Source organism: Acetobacter estunensis (assembly GCF_011516945.1).
Lineage (GTDB): Bacteria > Pseudomonadota > Alphaproteobacteria > Acetobacterales > Acetobacteraceae > Acetobacter > Acetobacter estunensis.
This window is the reverse complement of record NZ_WOTH01000023.1, coordinates 39,947-47,923: the sequence shown is the minus strand read 5'-3', so window position 1 is coordinate 47,923 and position 7,977 is coordinate 39,947. Positions and strand designations below refer to the sequence as shown.

The window sequence follows — 7,977 nt, the reverse complement described above, 5'->3', positions numbered from 1 at the left end:
ACTCTGTCTGCATCGGGTTTTCTTGATGATTATGGAAATTTCTTTTCTACAAAACAGACTTTTTCATAATCTAACCCGATGTACAACCCTTCTGTGAGATTTCCGCGTCGAGGTGACGTTGCCTCCGGTTCGGAAGGGAAGCCGTCTTCTGGTGGGGGTGCAGGACGCACGATTCATTCACGTCCTGCGTGTGGAAAACGGGAATGGGGCTGGCACGCGCTTTCCTTTGCTTTTTCAGCGTGTTTTTCGTGACATGATCTTTGGGGTCTTTGACATTCCTGCTGAGTGCGAAAGCCTGCGTTTGACCGCACAGATGCCGGGAAAAATGTTCAGCCTGCGGCTGGGGGATGGCAAATGGGAGGAAAGCGTCGCCGTTGAAAAAGCCGAAATGACGCTTTTGAGTAGTAGCGCAGCGTAAAGGCGATTTTGCACACTTTTTGTTGTTAGGAGAAAGAGTCTTCATGCTGCGTATCGCGTCGCTTCATATTTATCCTGTTAAGGGCTTGCACGCCTTGTCGCTGGAGCAATTGGAACTGGAGACATGGGGTCCGCTTAACGATCGTCGATGGCTTGTGGTGACGCCGAAAGGCGAGTTTCTCACGCAGCGCACGATGTCTGCCATGGCGCGGATTGCTGCTCATCCCAGCCAGACGGGAGTAACGCTCAAGCATACGGATGGAACCGAACACGTCGTGCCGTATCCTGTCGGCAAAGAGCGGGATGTGCGGGTGTGGGTCGATACCGTGCGAGGATGCGATGCGGGCGATGAGGTGGCTGAGTGGCTCAGTGCTCATCTGGGGCGCGCATGTCGGCTGGTTTTTATGATCGAACCGAGGGCCGCGCGTCTGCGCAACTGGCAGGGGCAGGATTATCCGGTCTCCTTTGCGGACGAGTTTCCGGTACTGCTCTGCACGGAGGCGTCTTTGGTCGATCTGAATACGCGCCTTGCCATGCCGGTTCCCATGGCGCGATTTCGTCCCAATCTGGTCGTTACCGGGGCCTCTGCGTGGGAGGAGGATGCATGGGTGCGTCTTGGCGTGGGCGATGTGGAGTTGCGTCTGGTGAAGCCGTGCTCGCGCTGTGTGGTCACAACCATCGATCAGGAGACGGGCCAGACGCCTGAGCCGGGTCAGCCGCTCAAGGCGCTGGCTGAGTTTCGCCATGTGCCGGGAGGGGTGATGTTCGGGCAGAACGCACTGGTGGAAAAACCGGGCATGATCCGGGTGGGCGACGAGGTGCGGGTGATTGAGCGCCGGGCGTGACGACGTTTACATCCACGACGTATGTGGTCGCGGATGCCGATCATCGTGTGTTTCTGGCAGCGACATATTCCCACGGTTACAGGTGTGTCTCTGTTTTTCTGAACTGCCGCGCTCTTGTATGGACGAGCGCGTCAGAGAGCGACATGCAACACCAGCCACAGAAGACGCCCCGATGTGCAAATATCGAAGCGCCTTCCCGGTCATGATGAAAGAACTTATGCCAGTGTCATCAGGCTCGCATTGCCGCCCGCCGCTGTCGTATTGATGCTGCGGGACTGTTCTTCCAGAACACTCTCAATGGATGGCAGCGCCTTACCTGTAAGCCATGCTGGGACAATAGGGCCGTTTCCATTCGAGAGCGCCTTGCGGACTGCGCGGAAGGCCTCATTATCTTCCTCACCAAGCAGGATGGCGCAGGGCAGGGTGGTAGCGTCCACGACCGGGCGGATCGCGCTCCGCAGGCTGTCGGGCAGCGAGACCATCCAGTCCGTCAACGTGCGTTCAGCCAGTACCAGCGCCGTGTTGCCACCCGCGAGTGCCAGCGAAATCTGTGCGAACAGTCCGGCGCGTGTCGTGGCCACACACAGAACATTGCCGCGTGGCATCAGGCGGTAGAGGTTCTGTTCGCCCACCGGACCGGGGAGGATGCGCTCTTCTCCCAGTGGGGATGAGTTCGCACAAGCAGAGGCACTATCGGCGGCGTTTGCTTCCCCTTTGCCACGTAGCCAGTCGGTCCATGTCGTCATGGCGGTCGTCGGGGTGTGTTGACCTGCCGCGTTCAGGACTGGCGTTTCGCTGAGCAAGCGGCGGAGGATAAGCGGGCCACCGGCCTTCGGTCCAGTGCCGGACAGGCCACGACCGCCGAAGGGCTGCACGCCCACCACCGCGCCAATGGTATTGCGATTGACGTAGAGATTACCGGCATCGATGCGGGCCAGTACGGTGTTCACCGTGGAATCGAGGCGTGTGTGCAGGCCGAATGTCAGGCCGTAACCCGTGGCGTTGATGTCGTGCAGCAGGTCGTCCAGCTTTTCGCGGCGGTAGCGCAGCACATGCAGGACCGGACCGAACACTTCGGGACCGATCTCGGCAATGCTGTTCACCTCGATCAGCGTCGGGGCGACGAAACTGCCATGGGCGCAGTCTTCGGGCAGGTCGAGCGACAGGACGGATGCACCGCGCTGACGGAACGCCTCGATATGTGCCGTGATGCCACTTGCAGCTTCTTCCGTGATGACAGGACCAACATCGCAGGAGAGGAGGGCGGGGTTGCCGATGTGCAGTTCCTGCATCGCGCCGCGCAGCATGGTCAGCACACGGTCGGCGCAGTCGTCCTGCACGCACAGGATGCGCAGCGCGGAACAGCGCTGGCCCGCGCTGTCGAACGCGGAAGCGAGAACGTCCGCCACGACCTGTTCCGCCAGCGCGGAGGAATCCACGATCATGGCGTTCTGGCCGCCCGTCTCGGCCACGAACGGCACCGGCTGTCCGGACGCCGTGCGGCGGTCTTCAAGCTGGCGGTTGATGATCTGGGCCACCGTCGTGGAGCCGGTGAACATCACGCCCATGACACGCGCATCCGCCACGGCGGCGGCTCCGATCTCGCCCGCGCCCGGAAGCAGGTGCAGCGCGGAGACGGGAACGCCTGCTTCGTGCAGGATGCCGACGGCAACTGCGGCAATCAGTGGCGTTTCTTCGGCCGGTTTGGCCAGCACGACATTACCGGCCGCCAAGGCTGCTGCAATCTGACCGATGAAGATCGCCAGTGGAAAGTTCCATGGGCTGATACAGGTCACGATGCCCAGTGGCTTGTGGGTCGCATTGTCGAACTCGCGGGCGACGGTCGCGCCGTAATAACGCAGGAAGTCCACGGCTTCGCGCACTTCAGCCACCGAGTTCGGCAGGGATTTGCCTGCCTCACGTCCCAGAAGTGCCATGAGAAGCGCGTGGCGTTCTTCCAGAAGATCGGCCGCTTTGGTCAGAATCTCGGCGCGGCGTGCGGGTGGCGTAGCCGCCCAGTCAGCGGCACCTTTCTCGGCAGCGTCTGCGGCTTTGATGACGATCTCGGGCGTGGCCCATGTCACGCTGCCCACCACGTCACGGCGGTCGGTCGGGTTGGTGATGGGGATGCCCGCGCCGGTGGTGGTCTCACCATTGACGATGGGGCCGCCTGTCCAGATCTGCGGGGCGGCTGCGATGCGTGTGGCGAGTTCTTTCAGCACGCGGTCATCGGCCAGATCGAGACCGGCTGAATTGGTGCGCTCCGGGGCAAATAGATCGGCGGGTTTGCGGATTTCGGTGTGCGGTGCGCCATACGGCGTATAGCGGTGGGCGACGTCGATCGGGTTTTCGATCAGGGAGGCCAGCGGAATGCTGCCGTCACCGATCTGGTTCACGAAGGAGGAGTTCGCCCCGTTTTCCAGCAGGCGGCGCACCAGATAGGCCAGCAGCGTTTCATGCGTGCCGACAGGGGCATAGATACGTGCCGGACGGTTGAGTTTTTCGGGGCCGACCACCTGTTTGTAGAGGGTCTCGCCCATGCCGTGCAGACACTGAAACTCGTAGGAGCCGACTTCGAAGTCCGGTCCGGCCAGCGTGTAGATGGTGGCCAGCGTGCGGGCATTGTGGGTGGCGAACTGCGGGAAGATCACGTCGCGCGCAGCCAGCAGCTTGCGCGCGCAGGCGATGTAGCTGATGTCGGTGTGGCATTTGCGGGTATAGACGGGGAAATCCGTCATGCCCTCAAGCTGTGCTTTCTTGATCTCGCTGTCCCAGTAAGCCCCTTTCACCAGACGCACCATGATGCGGCGTTCGGTGCGACGGGCGAGGTCGATGATGAAATCCAGCGCGTACGGCGCGCGCTTGCCATAAGCCTGCACCACGAAGCCAATGCCGTTCCAGCCTTCCAGCCCCGGCGTGTGACACAGGGCTTCGAGCAGATCGAGCGAGAGATCGAGGCGCTCGGTTTCCTCGGCATCGATGTTGATGCCGATGTCATAGGAGCGGGCGAGCAGTGTCAGATCCTGCACGACCGACAGCAGTTCCGTCATCACGCGGTCGCGCTGGGCGCGGACATAGCGCGGGTGCAGGGCGGACAGCTTGATGGAGATGCCGGGGCGTTCATAGACATTGGCGCCCTTGGCGGTGCTGCCGATGGCGTGAATGGCGTTGATGTAGTCCTGACGGTAGCGGGCCGCGTCCGGCGCGGTGAAGGCGGCCTCTCCCAGCATGTCATAAGAATAGGAGAAGCCGAGGGCTTCGAGTTTTGCGCTGTTCTTGCGGGCCTGTTCGATGGTCTGGCCGAGGACGAACTGCTCGCCCATCAGGCGCATGGCGGCGTCCACGGCCTTGCGCACGACCGGCATGGAACTGCGTTCCACGAAATTCATCAGTGCGCCGGTCAGCTTCTTTTCATCGTGATCGCCGATGAGGCGGCCCGTCAGCGCCAGCCCCCAGGCGGCGGCGTTGGCGAACATGGGCTTGCCGCGTCCGACATGGGCCAGCCAGTCGCTCTCACCGATCTTGTCGTGGATCAGTGCGTCACGGGTGGCGACATCGGGAATGCGCAACAGGGCTTCGGCCATGCACATCAGGGCCACGCCTTCGGCTGAGGAAAGCGAGAACTCCTGCACCAGTGTTTCCACCAACCCCGGATTGCGGCGCGCTCGCAGGGCTTCGGCCAGACGGGTGGCCACAGTGGCGGTGGTGCGCTCTTCCTCGTCCGAGAGGATGGCGGCGGATGTCAGCTTTTCCACGCACGCGGCTTCGGGCGTGCGGAAAGCCGCGACAATCGCTTGGCGCAGGGGCGCGCGGGAGGAGAAATCAGGCGAAGACGTGACGGTGGAGAGCATGGGCGTGCGTTCCGAAAAGCCGGTCCGATCCTCGCGCCGAGGGGACGGGCAACTGGTTCCGATATCACAATGACTCTTGCCTCATGTCATGGAAATATATTATCTGCAAGATGTTATATTATCGACGATGTGAATGAGCCCCATACTGGAAACCATGAGATGGGGCAGGCAGGTTTATCCGCAGGCTCATTAGGATCTTCCGGCGGGAATATGCCCCCGATTGTGAGGGCTGCTTGCTCCTTGGGGCGGGAGGCTTACTATCGGGCTTCCCTCTTCTGCCTGAACAACGACTGGAAATGCGGTCATGTTGCCCTCCACCCTCTTTTCCCGTGCTGCGGCAATCGGTCATGGCACGGCGGCGGAGACGATCTGCAATGCTTTGCGCAGCGCCATCAGCGAGAACATGTTGCCAGCAGGGCAGGCTTTGCCGCAGGCGGAACTGGCCAATGGATTCGGTGTGAGCATCATTCCCGTGCGTGAAGCGCTCAAGCGTCTGGAAGCTGAGGGGTTTGTCACCAGTCCACCCAATCGCGGTGCGATGGTGCTGGGGATGAACGAGGCCGATATCGAGGAATACTCGCGCATCCGCGCGCTACTGGAAGAGCAGGCGGCGGCCGATGGCGTGCGCAACATGACACGCGTGCAACTGGCTCAGGTGGAAGACGCCTATGAGGCATTTGTCGAGGGCGTGGCGGCAGCCGATGGACAGAGGCGTTCCGGCGCGCTGAACCGGGCGTTTCACAATGCGATCTATGTGGCGGCAGGGCGACCGCGTCTGTTCGAGATGATTGATGACCTGCACACGCGGCTCGACCGCTACATTCGCGGGCATCTGGTGATCGAAGGGCGCAAGGAGGTCACGGATCGGGAGCACAAGGCCATTCTCGACGCCTGTCGTGCCCGCGATGCGGATCTGTGCGCCCGCCTGACGCGCGAGCACATCCTTGAAGCGGCGGCGATCTCCATAGAGGTGATGCGCCGCCCCAAGAAGAAAGCGGATCGCGCCCGTTCGATCAGGGGGTAGTCGGCACGTCCTGAATGGAGAGCTTCGCCTCAGGACCAGCCGTTTTGGCGAAATCCAAGGCCGTATTGATACGGGCCAGATCGTCCGGTTCGGGCTTGAGACCGAGTGCCACGTTCCACTGATCGATGGCTTCGGTGTGACGGCCAAGATTCCAGTAAGCGACGCCAAGGTGATAGTTCACCTCAGGGTCGAGCGGCGTTTCCTCGGCGGCGTGTTCCAGAAGGTCGGTGCCGCGTTTGAGATCGCCCGAGCGGATGAAGGCCCAGCCGAGACTGTCGCGGATGGCGGCGTCTTCGGGGTCCAGTTCCAGGGCGTGTTCGAGAAGCTGCGTGGCGTCTTTCAGGTGCTGGCCGCGCTGAACCCAGCCATAGCCGAGAAAATTGAGGACGATCGGCTCGTCGGGCACCATCTTGCGAGCCTCCTGAATGTCGGCTTCGGCCTTGGGCCAGTTGCCGGTGCGCTCATAGGCGGCGGCGCGCTCGAACAGGAGGCTCCAGTCGAGGGCATGACTGGCACGGGCGTTGGCGATGGCCTTGTCGAACGCCGTGATCGCGCCCGTGTAATCCTTGGTCTCGAACAGCAATGTGCCGAGCGCGCGAATGGGCAGCACGAGATCCGGCGCATCGTGTGCGAGGCCTTCCAGAATCGTCCGGGCGTCGTTGCGATCGCCTGCGCGATCTTCGAGCAGGGCGAGGCGGAAGCGGGCGACGCGGGCCAGCGGATCGGTAGGGGGCACGACCCGCAAAGTGGCGATGGCGACATCGGGATGGTCCATCGAGTCTTCGATCTCGGACAGCATCAGCCGGGCCACGGCCAGCGACGGATCGAGTGTGAGCGCCATGCGCAGCATCATGGCGGAGGCGATGTTCATCTGCTGCATGCCGTTGGTGTCGGAGGCGTGCAGCGCCTGCTGACGCAGGATATAGGCTACAAGAATATAGGCATGCGCGACGCCATCCTTGGCGGACGCGACAGGCGCCGTGTCCAGCGTGGCCTGCATTTCCGGTTCCGCGAGGGAAAGAACCGGATCGCGTCGGATGGCGTTGCGCATCAGATCCCGGGCTTCGGTCTGGTGTCCGCTCTGCCACAGCCAGTTGGCGCGCGCGCGAACCAGAAGCAGATCGCCCCCCTGAAGCAATGTGTTCGCCCGCTCATAGAACTGTCCGGCCAGTTGGCTTTTGCCCGCCAGTGAGGCGATGAGACCGGCATGGCCGAGATAGAAGGGAGAGGCGGGGGAGCTTGTGCTGGGCGGAGACGTCAGCAGGCGCAGCGCGTCATCGTATTTTTTTTCGCCAGTGAGACACCACGCCTGAAGCAGCGGGGCCAGAATACGGGTGAGGGCGTCTGCGGGGACGGAGCGGTAGGCTTCCGCCGCGTCCTGCCAGCGCTCATGGAGCACAGCGTCGTTGCCCAGCACGAAAGCCGTGATGATGGTTCGGCCACCGGGAAGGCGGGCGGTGCGCCGTGCGAGGTCAACGGCTTCGGGACTGCCGGCGAGCGCGGCCTGCGAGAAGGCCTGACGCAGCAACTCGGTGTTGTTCGGATCTGTTTTTAGCGCGTCGGTGTAGGCGCGTGCGGCCGTGGTGTAATCGTCGGCCCGCGCGGCGAGGAGACCGGTCAGAAAAGCAGGTGCGTCCACCGGAAAGGGTACTTCGGGAAGGTGTGTCGTGGTGGCGGTCTTGCCCGTGGTGGTCGGAGCGGCGTGTCCGGCGGCGAGTGCGGTGCTGGACAGGAGGGAGGCCAGCAACAGGACAGGCAGGACCGGACGGCTTGGCATGATGATACGGTACCCTATGAATAAGCGGCTCGACGATGGCGCGTGACCCTGCGGGCGGAGCGT

Annotated in this window: 5 protein-coding genes; 3 read left to right on the top strand and 2 right to left on the bottom strand. The window is 62.4% G+C overall.

Annotation, left to right across the window (positions count from 1 at the left end; translation table 11 throughout):
* Window positions 1-253: 253 nt before the first annotated feature.
* Together GOB87_RS11140 and GOB87_RS11135 are read left to right on the top strand one after the other, a co-directional pair.
* The gene (locus GOB87_RS11140; RefSeq protein WP_166316556.1) at window positions 254-418 is read left to right on the top strand and encodes a hypothetical protein; all 165 of its coding nucleotides are present in this window, start codon (window positions 254-256) and stop codon (window positions 416-418) included.
* A gap of 43 nt (window positions 419-461) precedes the next feature.
* Window positions 462-1,262 (top strand): MOSC domain-containing protein, encoded by an 801-nt coding sequence (locus GOB87_RS11135; protein ID WP_166316553.1) that lies wholly within the window; start codon window positions 462-464, stop codon window positions 1,260-1,262.
* A gap of 215 nt (window positions 1,263-1,477) precedes the next feature.
* Here the strand turns inward: GOB87_RS11135 and putA are convergent, their stop codons facing one another.
* Entirely contained in the window at window positions 1,478-5,113 is a 3,636-nt protein-coding gene (putA, locus tag GOB87_RS11130; protein WP_166316550.1) for a bifunctional proline dehydrogenase/L-glutamate gamma-semialdehyde dehydrogenase PutA, read from the bottom strand.
* A 304-nt stretch (window positions 5,114-5,417) separates the two neighbouring features.
* Between putA and GOB87_RS11125 the strand changes: the two genes are divergently transcribed.
* On the top strand, window positions 5,418-6,137 hold the full coding sequence (locus tag GOB87_RS11125; RefSeq protein WP_166316547.1) for a GntR family transcriptional regulator: 720 nt from the start codon (window positions 5,418-5,420) through the stop codon (window positions 6,135-6,137).
* On the opposite strand, the gene GOB87_RS11120 is transcribed toward GOB87_RS11125, so the two are convergent.
* The gene (locus GOB87_RS11120) at window positions 6,127-7,914 is read right to left on the bottom strand and encodes a tetratricopeptide repeat protein (protein WP_166316544.1); all 1,788 of its coding nucleotides are present in this window, start codon (window positions 7,912-7,914) and stop codon (window positions 6,127-6,129) included. The two genes, GOB87_RS11125 and GOB87_RS11120, sit on opposite strands and share 11 nt — an antisense overlap.
* Between the last annotated feature and the right edge of the window lie 63 nt (window positions 7,915-7,977).

Coding starts and splice junctions, on each gene's coding strand:
- GOB87_RS11140 (WP_166316556.1), top strand. CDS start 254: ATGATCTTTGGGGTCTTTGACATTCCTGCTGAGTGCGAAAGCCTGCGT.
- GOB87_RS11135 (WP_166316553.1), top strand. CDS start 462: ATGCTGCGTATCGCGTCGCTTCATATTTATCCTGTTAAGGGCTTGCAC.
- putA (WP_166316550.1), bottom strand. CDS start 5,113: ATGCTCTCCACCGTCACGTCTTCGCCTGATTTCTCCTCCCGCGCGCCC.
- GOB87_RS11125 (WP_166316547.1), top strand. CDS start 5,418: ATGTTGCCCTCCACCCTCTTTTCCCGTGCTGCGGCAATCGGTCATGGC.
- GOB87_RS11120 (WP_166316544.1), bottom strand. CDS start 7,914: ATGCCAAGCCGTCCGGTCCTGCCTGTCCTGTTGCTGGCCTCCCTCCTG.